This window comes from Micromonospora sp. NPDC002296 (assembly GCF_040296145.1).
GTDB lineage: Bacteria > Actinomycetota > Actinomycetes > Mycobacteriales > Micromonosporaceae > Micromonospora.
Genome location: NZ_JBEOWQ010000009.1, coordinates 68,662 through 94,202 on the forward strand (window position 1 = coordinate 68,662; position 25,541 = coordinate 94,202).

Here is a 25,541-nt window from a genome sequence, read left to right on the forward strand (position 1 = left end):
TCCGCGCCCGATGCTAGCGATGCTGACACAGTGCGACCGGGTGGGAAACGTTGCGTCAGGAGTGTTGCGTGCCTGATTTTTCTGATGACGCGGAAGTGACCCGTGCGGCGAAGCGGAGTGCCCGGGTTGAACTGCTCGCCCGCCGCCGCGCGCTGCCCGCAGCGGCCCGGGCCGAGGCGGCGGCGCGCGTCCGGGCTGCGCTGGTCGAGGTGGTCCGCCGGCTGCGCCCGACCCTGATGACCGCGTACGTCCCGGTCGGCTCCGAGCCGGGCGGGCCGGAGCTGCCGGAGGCGTTGCGCGCGGCGCTGTCGCCCGGGGCCGAACTGCTGCTGCCGGTGCTGTGCGACGACCTCGACCTGGACTGGGCGGCGTACACCGGCCCCGGCTGCCTGGTCGCGGCCGGGCGGGGACTGCGGGAGCCGACCGGCCCGCGGCTCGGCCGGTCGGCGGTCGCCGCCGCCCAGCTCATGGTGGTGCCGGCCCTGGCGGTGGACCGGCGCGGGCGACGGCTGGGCCGCGGGGGCGGCTCGTACGACCGGGCGCTGGCCCGGGCCGGTGACAGGACCCTGACGGTGGCCCTGCTGCACGACGGTGAGCTGCGCGAACACCTCCCGGTCGAGCCGCACGACCGGCCGGTCCGCGCGGTGATCGGCCCCGGGACGGGGCTGCGTACGCTGACAGGCGGCCCCGGGCCGGCCCCGGCACTTCCGCTGGACGAACCCGGGTCCGATGACGCACCATTGGCACTCGAATGAGCCGAGTGCCAACCGGCCGTGCCAGATCATCCGGAGGAGAACGTGCCCACGTACCAGTACGCCTGCACCGCGTGCGGTCACCAGCTCGAGGCGGTGCAGTCCTTCTCTGACGAGCCGCTGACCGAGTGCCCGGCGTGTGCGGGGCGGCTGCGCAAGGTCTTCAACTCGGTCGGCATCGTCTTCAAGGGCTCGGGCTTCTACCGCACCGACTCCCGCTCCGGGGCCGACCCGGCCAAGAGCGGCTCCGAGAAGCCGGCCAAGACCGACTCGTCGTCCGGCGACTCCGGGTCGTCGTCGAGCACGTCCGGCGGCTCGACCAGCGAGTCCTCGGGCTCGTCGACCTCGTCCGGGTCGTCGTCCTCGGGCGGCTCGTCCGGGTCGGCGTCCTCGGGCGGCACGCCGAAGGCCCCGGCGGCCAGCGGTTCCAGCTCCTCCTGACCCGGTTCCCTAGCAGATCGCCGCGCCGCGTGGGGGTTGTCCACAGGCGGCCCGGTTGTCCACAGGCCCCGCCCCGACCCGGGCGGGGCCGGCCCTTCCCGTCCTAGCCTGCTGCTCCCGGTGCCGTCACGGCGCCGGGCGAAACGGGGTGCCCCGGTGCCACCACGGCGCCCGGGGAAGGCGGGAGGACCGGATGGCGATCACCGGGGCGGGCACGGGAACACTGCGGCCGGTGCGCCGGCCCCGGCTTCCAGGACGGTCCGCGCTGCTGCGTGCCGCCCTCGTCGCCGTCCTCCTCGGGCTCGCCGCGGCGGTCCTGCAGACCCCGGCCGGCTGCCCGCCACCGCCGGGCGGCTCCAACTCCCCCGGCCCGGGCCCGGTGCCGTCCACCGGCGGCCCGCCGTCCGCGCTGCCGCTGCCCGACGGGGCGGTCGGCGTCCCGGTCCGGCTGGCCGAACCCGCCGCGCTCGCCGTGGTCCGCCCCGGCGCCCGGGTCGACCTGCTCGCCGTGCCGGCCGACGGCCGGGCCGCCGAGGCCGACCTGTTGGCGTCCCGCGCGCTGGTGCTCGACGTGGTCGGGGCCGGCGCGGCGGACGGCTCCTCGGCGCTCTACCTGGCGCTGCGCCCGGAGCAGGCGCAGCGCGCCGTCGGACTGCCGGAGGGCAGCCGGTTCGCCATCGTGGTCCGCGGCTGACGGCCGAGCGGAGCAGGACGGCACGGCCGAGCGCCGCAGTGGCGCGACGGGCGGCGGGCCCGGACGCCCGGACAGGCCGGGACGACGGGCGGCGGGGCTCAGGCCCAGTGCGGCGGGCGTTCGGCGAGCAGCCAGTCGTCGTTGCCGCCGGACCGCTCGCCCCAACCCCGGTCGGTGTCGTCGGCCGTCTGCTCGGGCAGCACCACGAAGTCGTCGCTCAGCTCGACGGCGCGGTCGTCGTCGCCGCGCGCCTGCGTCCCCGGGTCGATGCTCACGAGCGGCAAGAGTACCGGTTCCGGCCCGCGTCCGGTCGGCCACGCGGTCCCGGGGTTGGTAGCGTCGGACGGCGTGACGACGCCCAGCGGTGACCGCCCCGAGGACGACTACTGGCGCCGCCCGCCGGACGCTCCCGGCAGCGCCGGCGCGGCCCCCGGCCAGGAACGGCCGGCCGGCGCAGACAGTCCCGGCCCGGCGGCCGGGTACGGCGGGCCGCCGCCCACCACGCCCCCGCCGCCCGGCTGGCGGCCCCCGGTGCACCTGCGGGCGGCACCACCCCGGCACCTGCCGCCGCAGGACACGGCCGGGTTGGACGTGGAGGAACAGCGCGCCCAGTGGGTCACCTGGAGCGTCGGCGGGGCCGCAGCGGTGGTGCTGGTCGCCCTGGTCTGCCTGTTCTGCTCCCGGGCGATCTTCTGACCGGGCCCTCGCCGCACGGACGGTCAGAGGATGCCGCCCCAGACCGCCTGGGCGCCGGTGTCACCGGTCAGGTAGACGTAGACCAGCGAGGCCACCCCGAGCACGACCACCACGACGGTCAGCAGCAGGGGCGCCCAGGAGGGCAGCCGGGAGACCCGGTCGTCGTTGCGGGTCACCAGCAGCAGGAGGAGGGCCGCCACGGCGAGGCCGACGGTGAACCAGAGCAGCGTCCCGCCGTACTCCGCGTGCTCGTGGACCTGGTCGAGGATCTGCGGCGGGTAGCCCTTCTCCCGCAGCGCATCCTCCAGCGCCTCGCCCGACTCCGTCGCCACCCAGGTGACGATCGGGGTGACCACCGCGAGGGCGGCCACCGCCCAGCCGAGCCGGGGGCGCCACCTCGGCAGCAACCCGTACGCGGCAGCCAGCACGGCCAGCAGCGGAACGAACGCCACGGCGGCGTGGATCACCAGAACGTGGCCTGGCAGCCCGTTGATCTCCCTGAACACCCGGCACCTCCAGTGGACGCGGTCCGCGGCAGCCAGCGTACGACGATCCGACGCCACGGCAGTGCCGACGATCGGGTACACGCGCGCGTCGATTGCCCGGTTCAACCCGGGTTCCGGGCGACGGCGGGCTGTGGCCCTGGCCACCCGGCCGAGGAGCTCGCTTGTCGCCTGGTGGGGGCCGTGTTGTCATTGACCTCATGTCCGGTGGTGAGGAGCTGCTTCGGTCGAGGGGCCTGCGGGTCACCCGGCCGCGCCTCGCCGTGCTGGACGTCCTCGCCGCCGGGGGCCACCTGGAGGTCGACGAGATCACCCGCCGGGTGCGGGAACGCCTCGACTCCGTCTCCACCCAGGCCGTCTACGACGTCCTCGGCGCGCTGTCCCGGGCCGGGCTGTCCCGCCGGATCGAGCCGGCCGGCAGCCCCGCCCGCTACGAGGCGCGGGCCGGGGACAACCACCACCACGTGGTCTGCCGGGGTTGCGGCGAGATCGCCGACATCGACTGCGCGGTCGGCGCGGCCCCGTGCCTCGACCCGAACACCGCGTACGGCTTCGAGGTGGACGAGGCGGAAGTCACCTTCTGGGGGCTCTGCCCGGTCTGCCAGTCCCGCCGTTCCGCCGACGACTGACTGACACCACCACCGTCGGCCGGGCTCGGGGCGTGGCACCCTTGGTCGGGTGGACTCCGATGACCTCGGCCTGTTCGGTCCGGGATCGGTCACGTGGAAAGTGCACGAGGAGCCGATCCTGATCGTCGCCGGCCTGCGTTCGCTCTACCTCCAGGCGCTGCATCCCCGGGCCATGGCCGGGGTGGCGCAGAACAGCGACTACCGCGCCGACTCGTGGGGGCGGCTGGTCCGCACCGCCACGTACGTGGCGACCACCATCTACGGCACCACCGCCGAGGCCGAGGCCGCCGGGGCACGGGTACGCCGGCTGCACGCCCGGCTGCGCGCCACCGACCCGGCCACCGGGGAGGAGTTCCGCGTCGACGACCCGGAGCTGCTGCGCTGGGTGCACGTGGCCGAGGTGGAGTCGTTCCTCAGCACCGCCCGCCGCGCCGGGCTGCGGCTGACCGACGCCGAGGTGGACGGCTACTACGGCGAGCAGCGCCGGGTGGCGGCCCTGGTCGGGCTGGACCCGGCGGACGTGCCCGGCACCGCCGGGGAGGTGGCGGAGTACTACCGGCGGGTCCGGCCGGACCTGCGGATCACCCGGGAGGCGGCGGAGACGGCCGTCTTCCTCACCGCTCCGCCGATCCCGTGGAAGCTCAACCTCCCGGCCCGGGTCGGGCTGAGCCTCGGGCCGGCCCGGTTCGCGTACCTCGGCGTCGCCGGCACCGCCTTCGCGCTGCTGCCGCCCTGGGCCCGCCGGATGTACGGCGGGCTGGGGCTGCCGACCACCGAGCTGTCGGCCGACCTCAGCGTGCGCGCCCTGCGGCTCGCCCTGGCGGCCCTGCCGCGCCGCTGGCGGGAGGGCCCGTTGCAGCAGGCCGCGAAGGCGCGGGCGGCCGGCGTCGCCGTCTGATCCCCGCGGGTCCTGGCCCGCCCCGGCGGCGGCGGCGCGGTGCCGGTCAGGCGGCGCGGCGTCGGTCAGACAGTGCGCTCCAGCGCCGCCCAGGGCTCCTTGCCCGGTGTCTGCGAGCCGGTGGGGCAGGTGCGGCGGTAGTCGCACCAGCCGCAGCGCGGCCCGGGCGTGGTGGGGAACGCCTCGTCGGGGTCGGCTCCGTCGGCGACCGCCCGCTCGGCGGCCATGATGTCCCGCGCGGTCTCCTCGGCGCGGGTGAGCTGCCGGGTCAGCGACTCGGCGGTGTGCTCGTGCGCCGCGATGGTTCCCGTGGGCAGATGGTGCAGCTCCACCCGGTGGCACGGCCGGCGGAACACCCGCTCGGCGGCGTACGCGTAGAGGGCCAGCGCCTGGGAGCCGCGCGCGTCGTCGGCGTCCGTCCCGGTGCGGCCGGTCTTGTAGTCCACGATCACCAGCTCCGGGCCGTCGGGGCCGGGTCGGGAGTCGATCCGGTCGGTGCGGCCGTTGAACGCGAGCACCGCCGTCTTCACCGCCACCACCCGCTCGACGCCGACCGGCTCGGTCTCCGGGTCCAGGGTGTCGACGTAGGACTCCAGCCAGCCCAGCGCCCGCCGGTACGCCTCCCGCTCCTGCTCGTCGTCGCGGTAACCGTCGCGGACCCAGGTGCCCTTCAGCAGCGTGACCAGCGCCTCCGGCCGCCGGCGGTCGGCGGGCAGCGCGTACCAGTTCTTCAGGGCGGTGTGCACGCTCGCGCCGAGCGAGTTGTGCGCCCAGGGCGGGCCCTTCGGCGGCGCCGGCCGGTCCACGTACGAGTAGCGGTAGCGGCGGGGGCAGTCCGCGTACGCGCCGAGCTTGCTGGGCGTGCAGACGAACAGCCGCTCCGGCATGCCGTCGAAGCCGAGCTGCTCGGGCTGGCCGGCGCGGGCCCGGGGGGCCCGACCGGAGGTGGATCGTCCGGGTGAGGAGGCTCGTCGCACCCCACCGATCCTGCCACCCCGGTACGACGGCCCGTCCGACCCGGTCGGCGGGTCGGGGCAGACGGCGGGCGGCCGGGGGCGGGTCGGGTCAGGCCATGTTCACGTACTGGGTGACGAAGGCGGCGACGGCGTCCGCGATGAGCTGCACCGCGATGGCGGCGAGCAGCAGGCCGGCGATCCGGGTGAGCACCTCGATCCCGCCGGGCCGCAGGATCTTGACGATCCCGCCGGAGAAGCGCAGCACGAGCCAGACCGTGAGCATCACCGCGACGATGGCCGCCGCGATGGCACCGTAGTCGGTGGCCCCGTCGGCCTGCTGGACGAAGAGCATGGTCGCCACGATCGCGCCCGGCCCGGCCAGCAGCGGGGTGCCCAGCGGCACCAGGGCGATGTTCGAGGTGGACTGCTGGGTGGGGTCGTCAGCCTTGCCCGTGAGCAGTTCCAGGGCGACCAGGACCAGCAGCAGCCCGCCGGCCGCCTGGAGCGCCGGCAGGTCCACGTGCAGGTAGGCGAGCAGGGTCTGGCCGGCCACGGCGAAGACCACGATCACCCCGAGCGCCAGCGCCACGGCCTGCCACGCCGCCCGGTGCCGGTCCCGGGCCGACAACGGCCCGGTGAGCGCGAGGAAGATCGGCATCATGCCCGGCGGGTCGACGATGACCAGCAGGGTCACGAAGACCTCGCCGAAGAGCTTGGGATCCACCCGGACACGGTAGCCGCGCGGGTGAAGGCGGATCAGGTCGAAGCGACAGGCGTCACCCCGCCGGCCTCGGCCAGGATCCGCTCGTACACCTCGACGGCCGTGGTGAACGCGCCGAGCCGGACGGTCTTGTGCGTGCCGTGGAAGTCGGACGAGCCGGTGACGAACAGGCCCAGCTCGGCGGCGAGCGCCCGCACGTGCGCCCGCTCGGCGGGCGAGTGGTCCTCGTGGTCGGCCTCCAGGCCGGCGAGACCGGCCGCCGCCAGCTCGACGATCAGCCCGTCCGGCACGATCGGCCCCCGCCGGCTGGCCCTCGGGTGGGCGAGGACCGGCACGCCGCCGGCCGCCCGGACCAGCCGGACCGCCCGGAACACGTCGAGGTCCTCCTTGGGCAACCGGTAGCGCTCCCCCAGCCAGGCCGACCCGAACGCCTCGACGGTGGTGGTCACCAGCCCGGCCCGGATCAGCGCCTGGGCGATGTGCGGCCGGCCCACCGTCCCGCCGGCCGCCCCGGCCAGGATCTCCGGCCAGCTCACCTCGACGCCGTCGGCGCGCAGCAGTTCGACGATCCGCTCCCCGCGCACCTCACGGCCGGCCCGCATCCGGGCCAGCTCCGCGACCAGCTCCGGGTGGTCCGGGTCGAAGAGGTACGCGAGCAGGTGCAGCGCCACCGCCGGCTCGGTTCCGTACCAGCGGCAGGAGATCTCCGCGCCACGGATCAGGGTCAGCCCGGGAGGCAGCGCCGCCACGGCGGGCGCCCAGCCGGCGGTGGTGTCGTGGTCGGTGATCGCCAGCACGTCCAGTCCGGCGTCGGCCGCGGCCCGGACCAGTTCGGCCGGGGTGAGGGTGCCGTCGCTGGCCGTCGAGTGGGTGTGCAGGTCGATGCGGGCTGCCGGTCCGGGGTGCGGGGTCATCGCCCGACGCTACCCGCCGCGGGCACGGCCCCGGCCGGGGCGGGAGGTCTGGGGGTCACGTCGGTGACCACCAGCGGCCGGCCGCCCGCGTCGACGCCGGACACGGGGGCGGCGTCGGCCTGCTCCCCGGCGAGCACCCGGTCGGTGCGCACCTGCACGAGCCAGCCGCGCCCGTCGACGTACCCGGCGGTCCGGGTCGGGGTCCAGGCCGCCGCGCCGGCCAGCGCCGGACCGGCTCGGCGGGCCACCGGCGTCCCGTCGAGGGTGGCCAGGTCGATCAGGAGCGCCCCGGTGGCCTTCGACGCGCCGGTACGGCCGTTGGCCAGCAGCCAGCGGCCGTCGGCGGAGACCGCGCCGAACCCGTCGGCGTCGAGGACCGGACCGCAGGCGGTACGGGTCACGGCGAGGTTCCGGGCGGGGTCGAGCAGCGCCAGGCAGGGCCGGCCGGGCGTACCGGTGGTGACCACGCCGACCGCCCGGCCGTCCGGCAGTCTCCCGTGGACGGCGAGGACGTCGTCCCCGGTCCCGGCGGAGATCCCGCCCACGGCCGGTCGCCACACCGCGTACCCGGGGCGGGCGGGGTCGAGGCGCACGAGGACGGCGTCGCCGACGAAGCCGACCGGGACGGCCGGCCCGGGAGCAGGCGTGCTGGTGACCGCGACGAGTCGTTCGCCGACGATTCCGGCGAGGGTGATCCGGTCGCCGTCCCGCCAGGCCACCTGCCGGCCGGTGGTGGCGACGGCGACGGCCCCCGCGCCCGCGAGGAGCGCCTGGCTGCTGCCGTCCGGCCGCACGGAGAGCAGGGTCCGGCCCGCCGCGGTCGGACCGCTCACCACCAGCCAGCCGCCCCGGTCGGGGATGCGTTGGGCCCGGTCGACCGCACCCAGCCCGAGCGGGATGCTCTCGGCCCGGGTGGTGCGCAGGGTCGTGCCGACGATCAGGTCGACGGCGGAGCCGCCCGGGCCGGGAATCGGGCGGGCGGCCCCGGCCGACGGGCTCGCCACCAGGTGCGGGGTCGGGCCGGCGGTGGCTTCACGCGGGTCGCCGAGCACCACGGTCGGGGTGGTCGGGTGGCCCGCCTGCGCACCGAACTGCACCAGGCCGGCACTGACCAGCACGGTGGCCGTCCCGGCGAGGGCGATGCCGGTCAGGGTGCGGCGGCGACGGGTGCGGTTGGCGCGCCGGATGGCCAGGCCCGCCGGGTCCACGGCGAGGGGACGGAGCGCGGCGGCCTGCCGGGACAGGGTCTCCCGGACCGCGCGCTCCAGCTCGTCTCTCGGCACATCCAATGGACGCCCGGGGCCCCTCGTCCGGTTGTCAGCGGGGATCGGCACGCCGCTCACCGCCTCTCCGCGCCGACGGCCCGGGTGGACGCCCCGACGGCGTCGGCCGCGACGACGTCGGCGACCGGCGGGGCTGGGGCGGCCACCGGCGCCGAGTCCTTCGGGCGGCCGCTGCGGCGTGGGGCGCCGGCGGCACGTCGGGCATCGGCCGGCACGCGGGACGAGACGGCTGCGGGCACGCGGGACGGCTCCTCGGCCGGCGCGGGCCGGCGCGGTGGCGTCCGGGACGCGTCGGGCGGGCCGGCGCGGGCCGGGACGGGGGCGTCCGACGCCGCGGCCCCGGACGGGCGACGCGGCGGCTCCCGGCCGGCGGACCGCGTCGATCCGGGCAGGTCGAGGGCCGCCTGCTCTCCCAGCCGGCGGCGCAGGGTGGCCAACGCCCGGGACGTCTGGCTCTTCACCGTTCCCGGGGAGATCTCCAGCAGCGCGGCGGTCTGCGCCTCCGACATGTCCTCGTAGAAGCGCAGCACCAGCACCGCCCGTTGCCGGCTGGGCAGCGCCCTGAGGTGCCGCCAGAGCACGTCCCGGTCGAGCTGCTGCTCGATCTCGTCGGTCCCGGCCCGCTCGGGCAGCACCTCCGTCGGCCGTTCCCCGTGCCAGCGTCGCCGCCACCAGCTCGTCGAGGTGTTGACCATGACTCGGCGGGCGTACGGCTCGATCGCGTCGATCCCGCCGAGCCGCCGGCAGGCCAGGTACGTCTTGGTCAGGGCCGTCTGGAGCAGGTCCTCGGCCGTGGCCCAGTCCCCGGCGAGCAGGTACGCGGTGCGCAGCAGGGCACCGGAACGGGCCTCGACGAACTCACGGAAATCCTCCTCCAGCGGGTCCCTACCGGCCACGCCCACCTCCCGCGCCCCCGTGCCCTGCTGGCAGGCTGCCACGCCGGGGCGCGTCGGTCGACGGCGATTGGTGCCTTGTTATCCGATGTTCGGACGGAGTTCTCAGGCGCCGTCGTCGGCCTTGGCCTCGTCCGCCTCCTTGCCCAACCGCGCCTCGACTGCCTGCGGCTCGTACATCTCCTCGACGACGCGCAGGTAGAGCTCGTTGGGGTTGGGCAGGTTCTTGATCTCGCGGAGCGCCTGGTCCTGGCCGGCGGACTCCAGCACGAAGGTGCCGTAGTTGAGCGCGCGGCCGGTCGGGCTCTGCTCGTACTTCATGTCGGTGACCCGGGCCAGGGGCATCATCGCGACCTTGCGGGTGATGATGCCGTTGACGACCATCACCCGCTTGTTGGTCAGGATGAAGCGGTCGTACCACCAGTCGGCGACCCGCCAGGCGACCCAGCCCATCACGGCGAACCAGAGCAGCACCGCGATGGTGGTCAGCGCGCCGACGTCCTGCCCGGCGAGGAAGCCGGAGAGGTAGCCGAGGACGAAGGTCGCGGCGATGCCCACCAGGATCGGCGTGGTGAGGTGGATCCAGTGCCGCTTCCACTCGCCCCGGTACCGCTCCGTGGGGAAGAGGTAGCGGGCGACGAGCGAGCTGGGCTCGTCCTCCAGCGGGAGGACCCGCCGGGGCCCCAGCGGCATGCCGGAGGCGTCGACCCGCAGGCCGGCCAGCTCCTCCTCGGAGATCTGCGGTGCCTGGTAGCCGGCCTCGGGGTCGCGGACCCAGGCACGCCCGGAGCGCCCCTCGCCCGCGTACGGGCCGTCGCCGTAGCCGACGTCGTCCGAGAACGGGGGGCCGTCCGAGGGCCCAGAGCGGGAACCCGGCACGTCGTCGGGTCGGACCCGGGGAATCGGCTCCGTGTCTCGCTCCCGGTGCCCCCGGTCGGGGTCGTCGGGATCGAAGGGGGGGCCGGAGGGGCTTCCCATCGGCGGCTAGGCGATGAGGCTGGTGAAGAAGTCGCCGAAGCCTTGGGCGATGTCCATGATGCCGCCACCGATCGACTTGAAGACGTCTGCGGCTGAGTTCGGCCGGTAGGCGACAAAGAAGATCAAGAATGCGATACCGGCCCAGGTGAGGACCTTCTTGACCATGGCGGGCCATCCTCTCGCGCTGGCGCCGGGTCCATTTACCGCAGCGGCACCCAGAGTATCAGTAAGGTGTCGTACAGTGAATCTTTGCGTCCGTTCCCCGACAGAACGGGAGACTGTCAGGCCTTCCCGTGCAGGTACGGGGACGGTGCGCCGTACACGAGCTCGGACGGCGTCCACTCCGTGAGGTCGCGCAACTCCACGTCCTCGGCGAGCAGATGCCCCGCACTCGCCGGCCAGGCTATCGCATGAAGCCACATTCCCCGAGCCTCGCCGGCGTACGCGCTTCGATCTGTCGGGGAATTCACGAGCCACAGTGGAGTCGGATGGCCGGCCACCCGGATCCTGGCCTGTCCGATGTGCTCCGGATGCCCGGGGCCGGGTTCGTTCAACGCCTCGGCGAGTTGCGGACCCGGATCGGGGCCCGCCAGCCCGGCGAGCCGGGTGCCCAGGCCCACTCCCGGCTCCTCGGCCACGAAGACCAGATCGGCGGGGCCGCCGCCGAGCGGCTCGGGCCCGGCGCAGGCGACCGCGGTGGCCCGCACCCCCGTCCGCTCGTCGCCGGCGTACGCCACGCCCGTCAGGGTCCAGCCGGGCGGCAGTGGCCAGGGGCACCACACCGGCGTGGCCGGCTCCGCCCCGGGCGCGGCGGCGGCGACCCGGTCCACCACGCTTGCCATGATCTCCGCGCCGATGTGCTCGGGCACGTGCAACGGCGGCACCGGGCCACAGCGCAGGCACCGCCATTCGGTGTGCATGAGGTCCGGCTCCCGCACGGATCCACCACACCTCGGACAACTCACCGTGACACTCACGTTTCCACCGTCGCCCCGGACGGCGGGGCAGTCAAGTCGAGCGGCCGTTTCCCCGGCGCGTCGGGGCGGGATTCCACCGACCGTGCCCGACCGCGGCGCTGGGTCACCGGGCCGGCGCCCACCCCGGATCCGGACGGCGGACCGGTGTGGACACCGGCTCAGTCGGGCGGCGGGCCGGCGTGGGCCCGGATCCACGCGTGCATCGCGATCCCGCTGGCCACCCCGGCGTTGATCGATCGGGTCGAGCCGTACTGGGCGATCGAGAAGAGCTGGTCACAGGCCACCCGGGCGGTCTCGGAAAGTCCCGGGCCCTCCTGGCCGAAGAGCAGCACGCAGCGGCGTGGCAGGGTGGTCGTCTCCAGCGGTCGGGAGCCGGGCAGGTTGTCGATGCCGACCACCGGCAGGTCCCGCCCCACCGCCCAGGCGACGAACTCGTCGATCGTCTCGTGGTGCCGGACGTGCTGATACCGGTCGGTCACCATGGCACCCCGCCGGTTCCACCGCCGCCGCCCGACGATGTGCACCTCGGCGGCGAGGAAGGCGTTGGCGTTGCGCACCACCGTGCCGATGTTGAAGTCGTGCTGCCAGTTCTCGACGGCCACGTGGAAGTCGTGCCGGCGCCGGTCGAGGTCGGCGACCACGGCCTCCCGCCGCCAGTACCGGTACCGGTCCACCACGTTGCGCCGGTCGCCCTCGGCCAGCAACTCCGGGTCGTACCGGGGGTCGTCCGGCCGGTCGCCGGGCCACGGCCCCACGCCGACTTCGAGCTGGTCACCCGTCACGGTCTGAAGAGGGTACGGTCCGCCCGCCGCCCGCCGGCCGTGGGGTGCCCGCGGGGCCGGCGGGGACAGCGGCCTGATCAGCCCAAGTCGAGCGCACCGCAGAGCCGGTCCAGGAAGCGCCGGTCGGCCGGAGCGGTGGGCACGTCCGCCGGGGCCGGGACCCCGCCGACGGTGACCCGGCAGACCCGGGCCGCCACCGACTGCACCCACTGCCGGTACGCGGCCGAGTCGGCGGGGTCGGCCCGGCGGCGCAGCACCCGCACCGAGGCCCGGCAGGCGGCCAGCAGATCGACGAGGTCGGTGAGCCGGCCGGCCGGGGCGGGTGCCCCGTCGTGCCGGGCGTAGATGACGGCCACCACGGCACGGACCAGGTCGCTGTCGGAGGCACGGCCCGCCGCCACGGCGTCCAGGCCGGCGAGCCCGGCGACGACGCCCCGCGCCGGGCGTCCGGGGGCGGGCGTGGCGGCGGCGACGAGCACGCGGCCGGGCAGCCCGGTCAGCAGGTCCCACTCGGCGGCGGAGTAGACGGCGGTGGTCAGCGGTGCGGCGCGGCGGCCGGCAGAGGGCGGCTCTCCGGCGACGGAGTGGCTCATGGGGACCTCCGGCGCCAGCATAAGCCTCCGACCAGGGAAAGGGCCCCAACCCGCGGAAGACGGCGGGAGGGGCCCGATGCCGGACGGGAGGGTCAGCGCGGCTCGGGGAAACTCGGCCGCTCCGGGTCGACGCCCTCTGCGACGGCGTTGGCCGCGTACTCCCGCTTGGGGACCATCACCCGGCGGCGGAAGACGCAGACCATGGTGCCGTCCTGCTTGTAACCGCGGGTCTCCACGGAGACGACCCCCCGGTCGGGCTTCGAGCCGGACTCGCGCTTGTCCAGCACGGTGGTCTCGCCGTAGATGGTGTCGCCGTGGAAGGTCGGGGCCACGTGCCGCAGCGACTCGACCTCGAGGTTGGCGATGGCCTTGCCGCTGACGTCGGGGACGGACATGCCGAGCAGCAGGGAGTAGATGTAGTTGCCGACCACCACGTTGCGCTGGAACTGGCTCGCCGACTGGGCGTAGTGGGCGTCCAGGTGCAGGGGGTGGTGGTTCATGGTGAGCAGGCAGAAGAGGTGGTCGTCGTACTCGGTGACGGTCTTGCCCGGCCAGTGCCGGTAGACCGCGCCGACCTCGAACTCCTCGTAGTAGCGGCCGAACTGCATCGACTTCCCCTTCACGGCGGCGACGGAGTTCGGGCCAGCATGCCTTATCGAGTGTTAAGGCGAGGGCCGAGGCCGACCGGCCGAGGAAATGTCACACCGGCGGCGGCACTTGGGGGGAGACGCAATGAGCGGCGGGGCCCTCCCCGGCACCCGCCGCCCACGCTCTGATGCGACAGATTCTGCCGTACGGAGGTGCCGAACGAACAGAGACCGACGTCACATTTATCTTTTCGTAACAATACTCTGCGTGACTGCCAACCGGTTCCGGAGCGATCTCCGCAGGTCGGATCGGCGCTAGTCAGGCATCAGATCACCGACGCAGCGCCACCGCCTGGCCGGACGGTCATGGAAACGCTCCCATCACGGCTCGTCACGCAAATGCGTCGTGCATGTGCACGCCGCAAGCCGGAGGCGACAGATGCGGGTCGATGCCCTGGGCCCCCTCCCCACCCGGCCTGCGGGTTTCGGCACCGGCCGGCCGGGAATTCGTGGGCACCCGTCCTGGTTCCAGGAGGCGTAGTTGATTCCGCGGTGATCGGAGAGTGCAAATGGCAACCGTTGAGCTGACCACGGGGAACTTCGACGAGGTGGCGGGCAGTGACGGCATCGTCCTCGTCGACTTCTGGGCCGAGTGGTGCGGCCCGTGCAAGCGGTTCGCCCCGGTCTACGAGCGCTCCTCGGAGAAACACTCGGACATCGTCTTCGGCAAGGTCGACACCGAGGCGCAGCAGGAACTGGGCGCCAAGTTCGACATCCGCTCCATCCCGACGATCATGGCGATCCGGGACGGCGTGATCGTCTTCTCCCAGCCCGGCGCCCTGCCCGAGTCCGCCCTGGAGAACCTCATCGAGCAGGTTCAGGGCCTCGACATGGACGACGTCCGCAAGAAGCTGGCCGAGCACAACCACTGAACCGACCATCGCGACGGCCGGGCCCTGGGCCCGGCCGTCGTCGCGTCCCGGGTAGGGCCGTCGCCGGGCGGGCGGAAAGTACCGGTACGGCCGGTGCCGACCGGCCGACGGAGGGACCCCTGCCAGCCGATCCATCCCGTATGGTCCTGAACCGATGGAGACGTTGACCCGGCGTGGCCGGGCGGTCCGGCTGGGCGCGACCGCGCTCGGCCTCGCCGTGCTGCTCGCCGGCACGGCCTGGGGCAGCGACGACCACTTCCCGTTCGGCCCGTTCCGGATGTACTCCACCTCGGACCCGCCCGACGCCCCCGCCCCGGACACCCGCGTCGAGGGCGTGGACCGCACCGGCGCGGTGGTCGACCTGGGCCAGGACGCCACCGGCATCCGCCGCGCCGAGATCGAGGGCCAGCAGAGCCGGTACGTCGCCGAGCCGGACCGGCTGCGCCAGGTCGCCGACGCGTACGCCGAGCGTCACCCCGGCGCCGCCGGGCTCGTCGAGGTGCGCATCGTGATCCGCTGGTACGGCATCGAGGACGGCCGGCCGACCGGCCGCTGGGCCGACGAGACGGTGGTCAGCTGGCAGGCGGAACGGTGATCGGCTGGCTGACCGAGGCGGTCCCGCGCGGCCGGGTGGCCGCCTTCCGCACCCTGATCTATCTCTTCGTGGCCGCCGACCTGGTGTTCTTCACCCCCTGGGTGCGCACCCGGGCCAGCGTGCCCGGCGAGCTGTACCAGCCACTGCTCGTCGGGCGGGCGCTCCCGCTGCCCACCCCCACCCCGGCGCTGGTCGCCACGATCTTCTGGGTCCTGCTGCTCCTCGCCGCGCTCGCCGCGACCGGGCGCGCCCACCGCCTGCTCGGCTGGTCGGTCTTCGCGCTCTACCTGGAGTGGATGATCATCGCGATGAGCTACGGCAAGGTCGACCACGACCGGTTCGGCCTGCTCGTCGCGCTCGCCGTGCTCCCCGCCGCCGGGCGGGCCCGGCACGGCGACCCGACGCGCACCGAGGCCGGCGGCTGGGCGCTGCGGGTCACCCAGATCGCGGTGATCTGCACGTACTTTCTGGCCGCGTTCGCCAAGTTCCGGTTCGGCGGGCTCGACTGGGCCACCGGCTCGGTGCTGGCGCGGGCGATCATCCGGCGCGGCACCGACCTGGCCGACCTGATCGCCGGGGTGCCGTACCTGCTGCTCGTGGCGCAGTTCGGCATCCTCGCCTTCGAGCTGCTCAGCCCGGTGGTCTTCCTGCTCTCCGAACGCTGGCGGCAGGCCATGATCGGCTTCTTCTACTCGTTCCACCTGGTCACCATGGCGACGATCACCATCTCGTTCGCGCCGCACCTGGTGGCGATGGCCGGCTTCCTACCGCTGGAGCGGGTGCGCCCGGTGCTCTGGGCCCGTCGGCTCGGCGGGCTTCGCCGATCCGGCCCGCGCGGGACCGGCGGGTCGGAGCCGGCGCAGGCGGTCCCGACCGCCCCGGCCGCGGCCGCGCCGGGTCAGGCGTCCGTGGTGGGTCGGCCGGCCGGGCCGTAGAGCCGCTCCCGCGCCTCCTGGGGCAGCGAGCACGCGGCGGTACCGCCCGGCAGCCGGTGCCGGTTGCGGGCCACCCAGCGGTACACCGGCCGGGCCGCCGCGAGGACCGGCGGGAACCGCAGGCCGGCCCCGGCCACCCGCCAGAGCGGACCGCTGTCGCCGAGCAGCCTGGCGATCGCGTCCGGGCCGGCGGCCCGGGAGCCGTCCGCGCCGACCCACTGCACGGCCTCCTCGCACTCGGCCTCCGTCAGGCCCAGCGCGTCGAGGTCGGCGAACTGCCAGGGCAGCACCCGCGCCCCGGTGGGGATGCGGTGCTCGATGAACTGGGCGCACTTCGTGCAGAACGCGCAGTCGCCGTCGTAGACGAAGGTCGACGTCTCCATGACTCCATCCTCCCCCGGCCGGGTGACCGCCGGGGTTCCGGTGTCCGGTAGGTCACTTGCGCTTCTTTCGTACACGTGTTCGAATGATGGCCATGCGCTGGAACGACCTCTCCGCTCCCCCGGACGAGGGCGGTTCCGAGCGGGCAGCGCCGGCGGCTCCACCCCTGCCGCCGGCGCTGCCCGGCGCGACCCGTCCGACCCGCCGCAGGAGCACGCCCGGCTGCGTAGCGCGCTCGCGGACGAGGGCGAGCGGCGGGGATAGAGTCGGCGGGTGCGTACCGCTCAGCAGATCCTCGCCGATTCCGCCGTGATCGCCGTCGTGGGCGCGTCCCGCGACCCGAGCAAGGCCGCGCACCGGGTGCCGGCGCAGATGCAACGGCACGGCTGGCGGATCATCCCGGTCAACCCGACCGTCGACGAGCTGTTCGGCGAGCGGGCGTACGCGTCGCTGGCCGACATCCCGCACCCGGTCGACCTGGTCGACGTGTTCCGCCCGGCCCGGGACGCGGTCGGGGTGGTCCGTGAGGCGGTGGCGATCGGCGCGCCCGCGGTCTGGTTGCAGTTGGGGATCGTCTCGCCGGAGGCGCGGCGGATCGCCGAGGAGGCCGGAATCGACTATGTCGAGGACCGCTGCCTCATCGTCGAGCGCGCCGCCGCAGGCCTGACCCGCCTGCCCTGATCAGGCGTCGCCCCGACCGGGCCGGTCAGAGCTTGTACTCCTTGAGCAGGCCACGCGAGATGATCGTCTTCTGGATCTCCGAGGTGCCCTCGCCGATGAGCAGGAACGGGGCCTCCCGCATCAGCCGCTCGATCTCGTACTCCTTGGAGTAGCCGTAGCCGCCGTGGATGCGGAACGCCTCCTGGACCACCTCGGCGCAGTACTCGGAGGCGAGCAGCTTGGCCATCCCGGCCTCGACGTCGTTGCGCTGGCCGGCGTCCTTGAGCCGGGCGGCGTTGACCATCAGGGCGTGCGCGGCCTCGATCTTCGTGCCCATCTCGGCGAGCTTGAAGGCGATCGCCTGGTGCTTCGCCAGCGGCTGGCCGAAGGTCTTCCGCTGCTGGGCGTACGCGACGGCCAGCTCGAAGGCGCGGACGGAGATGCCGCAGGCACGGGCGGCGACGTTGACCCGGCCGACCTCGATGCCGTCCATCATCTGGTAGAAGCCGCGGCCGACCTTGTCCGGTCCGCCGAGCACGGTGGCGGCGGGGACGGTGACGCCGTCGAGGACCATCTCGGTGGTCTCGACCCCCTTGTAGCCCATCTTGTCGATCTTGCCGGGAATGGTCAGGCCGGGCGCGGTCTCGCCGAAGCCGGGCTCCTTCTCCAGCAGGAAGGTGCTCATGTTGCCGTACACCGAGTCGGCGCCGGTGTCGGTCCTGACCAGGGTCGCCACCACCGAGGAGTACGCCCCGTTGGTCAGCCACATCTTCTGGCCGTTCAAAACGTAGTTGTCGCCGTCGCGGACCGCCCTCGACTTGATCGCCGAGACGTCGGAGCCGCACTCGGGCTCGGACATGGAGAACGCGCCGCGCACCTCGCCGGTCGCCATTCGCGGCAGCAGCCGGGCCTGCTGCTCGGCCGAGCCGTGCTGGGAGATCAGGTACGCCACGATGAAGTGGGTGTTGACGATGCCGGAGATCGACATCCAGCCCCGGGACAGCTCCTCGACCACCAGGGCGTAGGTCAGCAGGGACTCGCCGAGCCCGCCGTGCTCCTCGGCGATGGTCAGGCCGAACAGCCCCATCTCGCGCATCCCGTCGAGGATGTCGGTGGGGTACTCGTCGGCGTGCTCCAGCCGCTGCGCGTGCGGGATGATCTCCTTGTCGGCGAACTCCCGGACGGTTTCCAGGATCGACCGCTGCACGTCGGTCAGGCCGGGCGTCTGGGCGAGTCGGGCCATCTCAGCCTCCGGGGATCGGCGCATTACTCATGGGTAACTGAACGCTCGGTCAGTATCGGCCTCCCGGCCGGCGAGGCCAAGGCAACCTGTCCACACAACCGCTGTGAAAAGGTTCACCGCTGCGGGTAGCGTCCGCAACAGGGCAGGTCACCAAGGGTGCGCGGGAGGGGCCGAATGAGTTATCCACCGCCGGATCCGGACCAGCCGCCGTCGCCGTACGAGCCACCGCCCGGCGAGCCCGGCCAGTCGGGCCCGCCCCCGGGATACGAGCAGTACGGGCGACCGGGCCAGTACGGCCCACCCACCCCGGGTTACGGGCAGTACGGCCAGCCAGGACCGTACGGCCAGCCAGGGCAGTACCCCGGCCAGCCGCCGTCCGGCCGGGCGACGAACATCCTCGCCGTGCTGTCGTTGGTCTTCGCGTTCGTCTTCCCGCCTGCCGCCATCGTGTTCGGGCACGTGGCCAAGCGGCAGCTCCGGCGCACCGGCGAGGAGGGCGACCAGCTCGCCACCTGGGGCCTGGTCCTCGGCTACCTCTTCACCGCGGTCGGCCTGCTGGCCTGCTGCGGTTGGATGGCGCTGACGATCTGGGGCAGCTCCGGCGGCGGCAGCTCCTACAACTGACGCCCGGCCACAGCCCGGAGCGGGTCAGCGGAACTGAGCCTCCCGCACGCTGTTCCCGCCGTCCACCACCAGCATCTGCCCGGTGATGTACGACGCGGCGGGCGAGCAGAGGAACGCGATCGCGGCGGCCACCTCGTCCGGGGTGCCGGGACGGCCCACCGGGGTGCCGAGCCCCTGCCGGATCTCCGCCACCGTGGAGGCGGCCGTGTGGATGGTCCCCGGGGCCACCGAGTTCACCGTCACCCCGTCGGCGATCATCTCCATCGCCAGCGCCCGGGTCAGACCGACCACGCCCGCCTTCGCGGCGGCGTACGCCGCCTCGGTGGGCAGGGCGTTGACCGGGCCTGCGGTGGCCGCCAAATTGACGATCCGCCCCCAGCCGCGCTCGGCCATCCCGCCGATGAACGCGCGGCTGCACAGGAACGCGGTGGTCAGGTTCCGCTCGATCTCGCCGTGCCACTCCGCGTAGCTGAGCTGGGCCACCGGGCGCAGCACCTCGGGGCTGGCCCGGCTGGCCAGGCCGGCGTTGTTGACCAGCACCTCCACGTCGCCGAGTTGCTCGGCGACCGCGTCGGCGAGCGCCCCGACCTCCGACTCGTCGGTGAGGTCGGCGACGAACCCGGTTACCCCCAGCTCGCCGGCCCGTTCGTGAATACGCCGGGTGGTGGACACGATGGCCACCCGGGCGCCCAGGTCGGCCAGCCGACGGGCCGTGGCGTACCCGATGCCGTCGGGGCTGCCGGCCCCGGTGACCAGGGCGACCCTGCCGTCGAGCCGCATGGTGACGGGGTCGGCCAGCGGTGCCGGGGCGTCCTGGTCGGCCGGGGCTGTCGCGGCGGTGGCCCGGCCGCGCCGGGCCAGGCCCGGCCGGCTCGCGTCCCGCCGCGGTCGGCTACCGGAACGGTCCGCGGACCGCGCGTCTGCTGCCATGCCGAGATCCTGCCCGCTACGCCCCCGCCGGGCAACGCGGCACCCGGTAACGGGGACGCCCATTCTGGGCGGGCCTGGCTACCCTGACCGCGCACCCTCGACAGACGGAGAGAACCGATGACATATCCGCCGCCGTCCGGCACCGACCCCTGGTCCCAGCCGTCCACCCCGCCCGTCGACCCCACCCTGCCGGTCAGCGGTCAGCCGACGGGCGCGGACCCGTACGCGCCTGTCGACCCGTACGCGGGAATGAAGTCGGGGCAGCCCGCGCCTGCCGCCGCCGACCCGTACGCCGTGCCCGGCTACGCACCCCCCGGCTACCCGCCGGCCGGCTACCCCGGGTACGGGTACCCGCAGCCGCCGAGGACCAACGGCCTGGCCATCGCGGCACTGGTGCTCGCCCTGGTCGGCATCGCGTCCTGCATCACCGCGCCGGTCGGCGCGATCATGGGTCACGTCGCCCAGAAGCAGATCCGGCAGACCGGCGAGGGCGGGGAGGGGATGGCGAAGGCGGCCATCATCGTCGGCTGGATCCTCACCGGCCTGATAGTGCTGGGGATCATCTTCTACATCGTGATGATCGGCATCGCGATCTACGCGGGCAGCACGAGCAGCAGCAGCTACTGACGCTGGGCCGGCGCTACGGTGCCGCCCCGCGCGCCGGGGCGGCACCGGCTCACCCCGCTGGGGGCGTGAAGCTGGAGGTGCGGGTCAGCCCAGCCGCGCGCCCCTTGGCCGCGATCACCAGGGCCATCTTGCGGGACGCCTCGTCGATCATCTCGTCGCCGAGCATCACCGCGCCGAGCCGGCCGCCCGCCTCCGAGGTGTAGTGCTCGTACGCGTCGAGGATCAGCTCCGCGTGGTCGTAGTCGGCCTGGGCCGGCGAGTAGACCTCGTTCGCGGCGTCGATCTGCCCGGGGTGCAGCACCCACTTGCCGTCGAAGCCCAGCGCGGCCGACCGCCCGGCCACCTCGCGGAACGCGTCGACGTCCCGGATCTGCAGGAACGGGCCGTCGATGGCCTGCTTGTCGTGCATCCGGGCGGCCATCAGGATGCGCATCAGGATGTAGTGGTACGGGTCGCCCGGGTACTCGGGGATGAGCGCGCCCACCACCAGGGACCTCATGTTGATCGAGGCCATGAAGTCGGCCGGCCCGAAGATGATGGTCTCCACCCGGGGCGAAGCGGCGGCGATGGCGTCGACGTTGACCAGGCCGGCGGCGTTCTCGATCTGCGCCTCGATGCCGATCCGGCCGACCTGGAGGCCGAGGGTCTTCTCGATCTGGGTGAGCGTCAGGTCCAGCCACTGCACCTGGGCGGCGTTCTGCACCTTCGGCAGCATCACGCAGTCCAGGTTGGCGCCGGCACCCTCGACGACCTCGATCACGTCCCGGTACGTCCACGGGGTGGTGAGGTCGTTGACCCGGACCACCCGGGTCTTGCCGGCCCAGTCGCCCTCGTTGAGCGCGGCCACGATGTTCTTGCGCGCGTCCGGCTTGGCCAGCGGGGCCACCGCGTCCTCCAGGTCCAGGAAGACCTGGTCGGCGGGGAGGCCCTGGGCCTTGCCGAGCATCTTGACGCTGGAACCGGGCACGGCGAGGCAGGATCGGCGAGGACGACCGACAGCGGCCATGGATGCGCTCCTTCCCGCGTCGGCGGACCGGCCGACGGGCTGACGGGGCCCGCCGCGCCGGCGGACTTAACGATCGCAAAGGTGCTTGTGACGCCACGGTAACCTCGTGCCGTGACCGGGGTGAATGGACCTGTGGAAGATCTCACTGGGCGTCGGATCGTGGTGGTGACCGGAGCCAGCTCCGGCATCGGGCTGGCCGCCGCCGTGGACCTGGCGCGCCGCGGCGACCAGGTGGCACTGGTCGGCCGGGACCCGGCCCGCCTCCAGGCAGCCGGCGACCGGGTGCGGGACGCCAGCGGCGAGCGGCCCGAACTGTTCCGGGCCGACTTCGCGGTCCTCGACGACGTGCGAGGGCTGGCGGAACGGCTGCGTGCCGCGTACGACCGGATCGACGTGCTGGCCAACAACGCCGGAGCGATCGTGCTGCGCCCGGTCACCACGATCGACGGGTTCGAGCTGTCGATGCAGGCCAACCACCTCGCCCCGTTCCTGCTCAGCACCCTGTTACGGGATCGGGTCGGCAGGCTGGTGGTCACCGCCTCCGGGGCGCACCGCAGCGGCGTACTCGATCCGGACGACCTCAACGCCACGCTGCGCGGCTACCGGCCGATGCGCGCGTACGGCACCAGCAAGCAGGCGAACATCCTGTTCACCGCCGAGGCGGCCCGGCGCTGGCCGGAGATCCCCGCGTACTGCTTCCACCCGGGGGTGGTGCGGACCCGGTTCGGCGCGGACAGCCGGCTGGTGGCCCTGGGCATGCGGCTCATGCCGTTCCGCAGCCCGGAGCAGGGCGCCGAGACGCTGGTCTGGCTCGCCGACCAGGAGCCGGCCAGGCTGACGTCCGGCGGCTACTACGCCGACCGGCGGCCCCGCCGACCGCTGCGCAAGGCCGCCGACCCGCGGCTCGCCGCCCGCCTCTGGACGGCCAGCGCGGAGGCGGTCGGCGTCGACGCCGGGTAGCCCACCCAGCCACGCGGCGCCGGTCGCGCCCGCCTCACCCGGGCAGGTGCACCGGGACGCTGGTCACCACCACCCCGGCCAGCTCCCGCAACGCCCGGCGCAGCCGCCGCTCCACCTGACTGTGCAACGGCCGGTGCCAGGGGTGGCGCAGCACCACCTCGGGCACGATCACGGTGAGCACCAGGTCGGCCCTGGAGGCGTGCAGCGCCTCCAGGTAGTGGGCCAGCGGGCCGATCACCGCCCGGTACGGCGACACGATCGTCTCCAGCCGCAGGTGGTCCCCCCACGCCTCCCACTGGCCACGGAACCGGTCGGCCTCCTCCTCGTTCGGGGCGAGGTGCACCGCCAGGGTCGGCTGCCCGAGCGACGCCGCGTACGCGAGGGCGCGCAGCGAGGCCCGATTGAGCCGGGCCACCGGCACCACCACCAGGTGCTGGATCTGTTGTGGCACCTCCTGCCCCTCGGCCGGCAGGGACGGCCCGGAGGACGCCGGGGAACCTCCGGGCGGGCGCAGCGCCAGTGCCCCGTCCAGCCGCCGGTAGTGCCGCTGTACCCGGTGGAAGAGCAGCACCAGCAGCGGCACGGCGACGACCACCACCCAGGCGCCCTCGGCGAACTTGGCGACCGCGGCGGTCAGCAGGACCAACCCGGACAGCGTCGCGCCGAACGCGTTGACCACCAGCCGACGACGCCAGCGCGCCCCGCGCCGACGCCGCCAGTGCACCACCATCCCGGCCTGGGAGAGGGTGAACGCCAGGAACACCCCGACCGCGTAGAGCGGGATCAGCGCCTCGGTGTGCCCGCCGAAGGCGAGGAAGACGAGCGCCGCCGTCACGGAGAGCGCCACGAGGCCGTTGCCGAACGCCAGCCGGTCGCCCATGTGCAGGAACCGGCGCGGGGCGTGCCCGGCCCGGGCCATGAAGAACAGCAGCCGGGGAAAGTCGTTGAAGGCGGTGTTCGCGGCCAGCAGCAGGATCAGCGCGGTGGCCGCCTGCACCAGGGCGTACCAGGGGCCGGTGGGGAAGCTGCTCCGAGCGAGCTGGGACAGCAGCGTCTCCCCCGGCCTGGGTGCCAGGCCGTTCAGGTGGATCAGCACGACGATGCCGGCGAACAGGACCACCAGCATGGCGACCATCCAGCTCAGGGTGGTGCGCGCATTGCGCCACTCCGGCGGCCGGAACGCCGGAACCGCGTTGGACACCGCCTCGATGCCCGTCATCGACACCGCCCCGGAGGAGAACGCCCGCAGCACCAGCAGCAGGCCCAACCCCTCGGCCACCGGCACGTCCGGCGGCGGCAGCGCCGCGAACCCCCGGCCGGCCGCCCGGAGGAAGCCGACGCCGAGCACCGCCAGCAGCGCGACGACGAAGGCGTACGTGGGGAGCACGAAGATGTTCCCGGCGGTACGCACGCCCCGGAGGTTGCCGGCGAGCAGCACCGCGATCATCAGCACACCGAGCGGAACGGTGAGCCCGGTGAGCCCCGGCAGGGCCGAGGTGACGGCGTGGATGCCGGCGGCCATCGACACCGACACGGTCAGCACGTAGTCGACCATCAGCCCGGCGGCCGCGGCCAGCCCCGCCCCGGCCCCCAGGTTGTCACCGGCGACGATGTACGAGCCGGCGCCGTGCGGATAGGCCGGGATGGTCTGCCGGTAGGACACTCCGACCATGATCATCAGTACCACCAGCAGCGCGGCCAGCGGCAGCGACAGCCCGAGCGCGGTGCTGCCGGCCAGCGCCAGCACGGTCAGCATCGCCTCCGGCCCGTACGCCACCGAGCTGAGCAGGTCGGAGGAGAGCACCGGCAGGGCGACCAGCTTGCGCATCCGCTCGTACAGCACGGCGGAGCTGGCCAGCGGCGGCCCGAGCGCCCCCCGGCGGAGCCGGGCGAGGCCGCGACCGAGGTGGGAGCCGGGCAGGTTCGCCGGCTCGGTGGCGACCAGTTCGTCGGGCTCCCCGACCTGGAACATCTCGATCGGCGCCAGCCGGCCGAACCGGCTCGGGGCGGGCCGGCGGCGGTACCGCCCGAGGGTCGGGTCCACCGGCAGTTCACCCGCCGGCCCCGGCCGGTCCCGCCGGGTCACCTGCCACCGGTCCCCGATCCGCCGCAGCGATCCCAGCTCCTCCGGCCCCAGAGCCGGGAACTCCGCCGCCGGGGTGACGACCGTCCCCTCCCCACCGCCTTCGCCCATCCCACCGCCCCTCTCCCCTCGCACTGTCGCCGAGAAGGTGCCCCGGGGCGGGCGGAACCGCGACACTCGCCGCGGAAAGTACGTGGCGTCAGGCCGGCGGACGCTCGGCGAGCGGGGTCGCGTCGGCCGGCAGCGGGGTGGGAACGACCCCGCGGCCGGCGCGCGCCCCACCGAGCACCACCACGACCACGCCCACCAGCAGCAGCGCGAGCCCGGGCAGCGCGGTGGCCCGGGGGAGCTGGCCGAGCCAGGCCCAGGCGATCAGGGCGGCCCCGGGGGCCTCCAGCAGGATCAGCACGCTGACCGTGGTCGCCGGGATCCGGCGCAGCGCGTAGTTGAACATCGAGTGGCCGAGGAGCTGTGCGCCGCCCACCAGGGCGAGGATCGCCAGCCACGTGCCCGCGTCCCAGCCGCCCAGCCGCACCCCGCCGACCAGGCAGACCGCCAGCAGGAACAACGCGCACACCCCGTAGCAGACGGTGGTGTACGTGGTGGTGCTGACCGCCCTGCGGGCCCGCTCCCCGAGGGCGGTGTAGACCGCGGCGAACATGCCGCCGACCAGCGCGAGCAGGTCGCCGGCGAACGCCGGGCCGGAGACGCCGAAGTCGGCCCCCGAGGCGAGCGCCGCGCCGCCGACCGACACCCCGATGCCGGCCCAGACCGCCGCCGGCAGCCGGTGCCCCTGGCCACGGGCGATCAGCCCCTGCCAGACCGGTTGAGTGGCGACCAGGGCGGTGGCCGCGGCCACGGAGGTGAGTCGGACGCTCGGCATCCAGGTGGCGAAGTGGGCGGCCAGCGCGACCCCGGAGAACACGCAGTACCAGCCCTCGCGCCGGCCCACGCCGACGGTCAGCGCCCGGAACTCGGCCCGCCGCCGGGCCAGCGCGAACGGGCCGAGCACGCCGACCGAGAGCAGGTTCCGCCAGAAGGCGATCGCCAGGGCCGGCGCGGCCGCGAAGGCGACCAGCGGCGCGGACGAGGAGACCGCGACGACGGCCAGGGCGACGACGCCGACGGTCGGCGCGTCGACCGGCGGGCGGGGCTGCGGGGGTACGGACACGGGAAGCGATCCTCACACGGCACGGGACAGCACAGAACGTCATTGTCCGGTTACGATCATGGAATTCCGTCGGCGACCCTCCCCCTCGACGCCCGGA

32 protein-coding genes are annotated in these 25,541 nt (G+C 74.2%); 13 read left to right on the plus strand and 19 right to left on the minus strand.

What is annotated here, in order from left to right:
- Positions 1–68: 68 nt before the first annotated feature.
- The 3 genes from ABT023_RS10305 to ABT023_RS10315 all read left to right on the plus strand — a co-directional run bounded on the left by ABT023_RS10305 (position 69) and on the right by ABT023_RS10315 (position 1,887).
- Positions 69–755, plus strand: coding sequence for a 5-formyltetrahydrofolate cyclo-ligase (locus tag ABT023_RS10305; RefSeq protein ID WP_350883794.1), 687 nt, complete (start codon positions 69–71; stop codon positions 753–755).
- An 18-nt stretch (positions 756–773) separates the two neighbouring features.
- Positions 774–1,193: an FmdB family zinc ribbon protein gene (locus ABT023_RS10310; RefSeq protein WP_350883796.1), complete on the plus strand. Its 420-nt coding sequence runs from the start codon at positions 774–776 to the stop codon at positions 1,191–1,193.
- Positions 1,194–1,386: 193 nt separating this feature from the next.
- Positions 1,387–1,887 carry a flagellar biosynthesis protein FlgA gene (locus tag ABT023_RS10315; protein ID WP_350883798.1) on the plus strand — a complete coding sequence of 167 codons (501 nt, stop codon included), beginning with the start codon at positions 1,387–1,389 and terminating at the stop codon, positions 1,885–1,887.
- 98 nt (positions 1,888–1,985) lie between these two features.
- Here ABT023_RS10315 and ABT023_RS10320 read toward each other — a convergent pair whose 3' ends face one another.
- Entirely contained in the window at positions 1,986–2,171 is a 186-nt protein-coding gene (locus ABT023_RS10320) for a hypothetical protein (protein ID WP_350883799.1), read from the minus strand.
- Between the two features lie 64 nt (positions 2,172–2,235).
- Here ABT023_RS10320 and ABT023_RS10325 point away from each other — a divergent pair, with 64 nt between their 5' ends.
- Entirely contained in the window at positions 2,236–2,583 is a 348-nt protein-coding gene (locus ABT023_RS10325; protein ID WP_350883801.1) for a hypothetical protein, read from the plus strand.
- Between the two features lie 23 nt (positions 2,584–2,606).
- Here ABT023_RS10325 and ABT023_RS10330 read toward each other — a convergent pair whose 3' ends face one another.
- Positions 2,607–3,089, minus strand: a complete 483-nt coding sequence (locus tag ABT023_RS10330; protein ID WP_350883803.1) for a DUF2231 domain-containing protein — start codon at positions 3,087–3,089, stop codon at positions 2,607–2,609.
- A gap of 197 nt (positions 3,090–3,286) precedes the next feature.
- Here ABT023_RS10330 and ABT023_RS10335 point away from each other — a divergent pair, with 197 nt between their 5' ends.
- A complete protein-coding gene (locus tag ABT023_RS10335; RefSeq protein WP_350883805.1) occupies positions 3,287–3,715 on the plus strand; it encodes a Fur family transcriptional regulator in 429 nt (142 codons plus the stop codon).
- Positions 3,716–3,764: 49 nt separating this feature from the next.
- The gene (locus ABT023_RS10340; RefSeq protein ID WP_350883807.1) at positions 3,765–4,613 is read left to right on the plus strand and encodes an oxygenase MpaB family protein; all 849 of its coding nucleotides are present in this window, start codon (positions 3,765–3,767) and stop codon (positions 4,611–4,613) included.
- 65 nt (positions 4,614–4,678) lie between these two features.
- Here the strand turns inward: ABT023_RS10340 and ABT023_RS10345 are convergent, their stop codons facing one another.
- From ABT023_RS10345 to ABT023_RS10395, 11 genes are all read right to left on the minus strand, one after another.
- A complete protein-coding gene (locus ABT023_RS10345; protein ID WP_350883809.1) occupies positions 4,679–5,590 on the minus strand; it encodes a RecB family exonuclease in 912 nt (303 codons plus the stop codon).
- Between the two features lie 88 nt (positions 5,591–5,678).
- A complete protein-coding gene (locus ABT023_RS10350) occupies positions 5,679–6,293 on the minus strand; it encodes a MarC family protein (RefSeq protein ID WP_350883811.1) in 615 nt (204 codons plus the stop codon).
- A gap of 32 nt (positions 6,294–6,325) precedes the next feature.
- A complete protein-coding gene (locus ABT023_RS10355) occupies positions 6,326–7,204 on the minus strand; it encodes a PHP domain-containing protein (RefSeq protein ID WP_350883813.1) in 879 nt (292 codons plus the stop codon).
- Positions 7,201–8,487, minus strand: coding sequence for a hypothetical protein (locus ABT023_RS10360; protein ID WP_350883815.1), 1,287 nt, complete (start codon positions 8,485–8,487; stop codon positions 7,201–7,203). Before ABT023_RS10360 ends, ABT023_RS10355 begins: the two co-directional genes overlap by 4 nt.
- Before the next feature lie 56 nt (positions 8,488–8,543).
- Complete coding sequence (locus ABT023_RS10365) at positions 8,544–9,383, minus strand: SigE family RNA polymerase sigma factor (protein ID WP_350883817.1); 840 nt, start codon at positions 9,381–9,383, stop codon at positions 8,544–8,546.
- Between the two features lie 102 nt (positions 9,384–9,485).
- Positions 9,486–10,358: a PH domain-containing protein gene (locus tag ABT023_RS10370; RefSeq protein WP_350883819.1), complete on the minus strand. Its 873-nt coding sequence runs from the start codon at positions 10,356–10,358 to the stop codon at positions 9,486–9,488.
- Positions 10,359–10,364: 6 nt separating this feature from the next.
- Positions 10,365–10,523 carry a hypothetical protein gene (locus tag ABT023_RS10375; RefSeq protein ID WP_165878125.1) on the minus strand — a complete coding sequence of 53 codons (159 nt, stop codon included), beginning with the start codon at positions 10,521–10,523 and terminating at the stop codon, positions 10,365–10,367.
- A gap of 116 nt (positions 10,524–10,639) precedes the next feature.
- Entirely contained in the window at positions 10,640–11,335 is a 696-nt protein-coding gene (locus ABT023_RS10380; protein WP_350883821.1) for a DUF6758 family protein, read from the minus strand.
- A gap of 158 nt (positions 11,336–11,493) precedes the next feature.
- Positions 11,494–12,117, minus strand: a complete 624-nt coding sequence (locus ABT023_RS10385; RefSeq protein WP_350883823.1) for a TrmH family RNA methyltransferase — start codon at positions 12,115–12,117, stop codon at positions 11,494–11,496.
- A gap of 77 nt (positions 12,118–12,194) precedes the next feature.
- Positions 12,195–12,731 (minus strand): hypothetical protein, encoded by a 537-nt coding sequence (locus ABT023_RS10390; RefSeq protein ID WP_350883825.1) that lies wholly within the window; start codon positions 12,729–12,731, stop codon positions 12,195–12,197.
- A gap of 71 nt (positions 12,732–12,802) precedes the next feature.
- Complete coding sequence (locus ABT023_RS10395; protein ID WP_350883827.1) at positions 12,803–13,318, minus strand: MaoC family dehydratase; 516 nt, start codon at positions 13,316–13,318, stop codon at positions 12,803–12,805.
- Between the two features lie 548 nt (positions 13,319–13,866).
- Here ABT023_RS10395 and trxA point away from each other — a divergent pair.
- The 3 genes from trxA to ABT023_RS10410 all read left to right on the plus strand — a co-directional run bounded on the left by trxA (position 13,867) and on the right by ABT023_RS10410 (position 15,759).
- Entirely contained in the window at positions 13,867–14,229 is a 363-nt protein-coding gene (trxA, locus tag ABT023_RS10400) for a thioredoxin (RefSeq protein ID WP_350883829.1), read from the plus strand.
- Positions 14,230–14,383: 154 nt separating this feature from the next.
- Complete coding sequence (locus ABT023_RS10405; protein ID WP_350883831.1) at positions 14,384–14,824, plus strand: hypothetical protein; 441 nt, start codon at positions 14,384–14,386, stop codon at positions 14,822–14,824.
- The gene (locus tag ABT023_RS10410) at positions 14,821–15,759 is read left to right on the plus strand and encodes an MFS transporter permease (RefSeq protein ID WP_350883833.1); all 939 of its coding nucleotides are present in this window, start codon (positions 14,821–14,823) and stop codon (positions 15,757–15,759) included. Before ABT023_RS10405 ends, ABT023_RS10410 begins: the two co-directional genes overlap by 4 nt.
- On the opposite strand, the gene ABT023_RS10415 is transcribed toward ABT023_RS10410, so the two are convergent.
- A complete protein-coding gene (locus ABT023_RS10415; protein WP_350883835.1) occupies positions 15,723–16,142 on the minus strand; it encodes a thiol-disulfide oxidoreductase DCC family protein in 420 nt (139 codons plus the stop codon). The two genes, ABT023_RS10410 and ABT023_RS10415, sit on opposite strands and share 37 nt — an antisense overlap.
- Positions 16,143–16,413: 271 nt before the next feature.
- Between ABT023_RS10415 and ABT023_RS10420 the strand changes: the two genes are divergently transcribed.
- Positions 16,414–16,821, plus strand: a complete 408-nt coding sequence (locus ABT023_RS10420) for a CoA-binding protein (RefSeq protein WP_350883838.1) — start codon at positions 16,414–16,416, stop codon at positions 16,819–16,821.
- 25 nt (positions 16,822–16,846) lie between these two features.
- Here ABT023_RS10420 and ABT023_RS10425 read toward each other — a convergent pair whose 3' ends face one another.
- A complete protein-coding gene (locus ABT023_RS10425; RefSeq protein WP_350884009.1) occupies positions 16,847–18,043 on the minus strand; it encodes an acyl-CoA dehydrogenase family protein in 1,197 nt (398 codons plus the stop codon).
- Between the two features lie 174 nt (positions 18,044–18,217).
- Here ABT023_RS10425 and ABT023_RS10430 point away from each other — a divergent pair, with 174 nt between their 5' ends.
- Entirely contained in the window at positions 18,218–18,667 is a 450-nt protein-coding gene (locus tag ABT023_RS10430; protein ID WP_350883839.1) for a DUF4190 domain-containing protein, read from the plus strand.
- A 24-nt stretch (positions 18,668–18,691) separates the two neighbouring features.
- Here the strand turns inward: ABT023_RS10430 and ABT023_RS10435 are convergent, their stop codons facing one another.
- On the minus strand, positions 18,692–19,528 hold the full coding sequence (locus ABT023_RS10435) for an SDR family NAD(P)-dependent oxidoreductase (RefSeq protein ID WP_396669867.1): 837 nt from the start codon (positions 19,526–19,528) through the stop codon (positions 18,692–18,694).
- 186 nt (positions 19,529–19,714) lie between these two features.
- On the opposite strand from ABT023_RS10435, the gene ABT023_RS10440 reads away from it, so the two are divergent.
- Positions 19,715–20,224 carry a DUF4190 domain-containing protein gene (locus ABT023_RS10440; RefSeq protein WP_350883843.1) on the plus strand — a complete coding sequence of 170 codons (510 nt, stop codon included), beginning with the start codon at positions 19,715–19,717 and terminating at the stop codon, positions 20,222–20,224.
- Between the two features lie 49 nt (positions 20,225–20,273).
- Here ABT023_RS10440 and ABT023_RS10445 read toward each other — a convergent pair whose 3' ends face one another.
- Complete coding sequence (locus ABT023_RS10445; RefSeq protein ID WP_350883845.1) at positions 20,274–21,230, minus strand: HpcH/HpaI aldolase/citrate lyase family protein; 957 nt, start codon at positions 21,228–21,230, stop codon at positions 20,274–20,276.
- Between the two features lie 132 nt (positions 21,231–21,362).
- On the opposite strand from ABT023_RS10445, the gene ABT023_RS10450 reads away from it, so the two are divergent.
- Entirely contained in the window at positions 21,363–22,190 is an 828-nt protein-coding gene (locus tag ABT023_RS10450) for an SDR family NAD(P)-dependent oxidoreductase (RefSeq protein ID WP_350883847.1), read from the plus strand.
- Between the two features lie 34 nt (positions 22,191–22,224).
- Here ABT023_RS10450 and ABT023_RS10455 read toward each other — a convergent pair whose 3' ends face one another.
- Positions 22,225–24,384, minus strand: coding sequence for an APC family permease (locus ABT023_RS10455; RefSeq protein ID WP_350883849.1), 2,160 nt, complete (start codon positions 24,382–24,384; stop codon positions 22,225–22,227).
- 88 nt (positions 24,385–24,472) lie between these two features.
- The gene (locus ABT023_RS10460; RefSeq protein WP_350883851.1) at positions 24,473–25,444 is read right to left on the minus strand and encodes a DMT family transporter; all 972 of its coding nucleotides are present in this window, start codon (positions 25,442–25,444) and stop codon (positions 24,473–24,475) included.
- Between the last annotated feature and the right edge of the window lie 97 nt (positions 25,445–25,541).